Here is a 251-nt window from a genome sequence, read left to right as displayed (position 1 = left end):
TTCGGTCCTCCATTCAGTGTTACCTGAACTTCAACCTGGACATGGGTAGATCACCTGGTTTCGGGTCTACGACTACATACTCAAGACGCCCTATTCAGACTCGCTTTCGCTGCGGCTCCGTCTCTTCAACTTAACCTTGCATGCAATCGTAACTCGCCGGTTCATTCTACAAAAGGCACGCTATCACCCAGCATTTTTCCAAAGGAAAATATGCATAGGGCTCTAACTACTTGTAGGCACACGGTTTCAGG

The 251-nt window shown here is 48.2% G+C and carries 1 rRNA gene; it reads right to left on the bottom strand.

Annotated features, from left to right (window positions below):
• Nucleotides 1-251: ribosomal RNA gene (locus PZE06_RS34335) — 23S ribosomal RNA — on the bottom strand; the annotation flags it as partial.

The sequence above is a fragment of the Robertmurraya sp. DFI.2.37 genome (genome assembly GCF_029211245.1).
Lineage (GTDB): Bacteria > Bacillota > Bacilli > Bacillales > Cytobacillaceae > Robertmurraya > Robertmurraya methanolica_A.
This window is presented reverse-complemented; position numbering and strand designations above follow the sequence as displayed.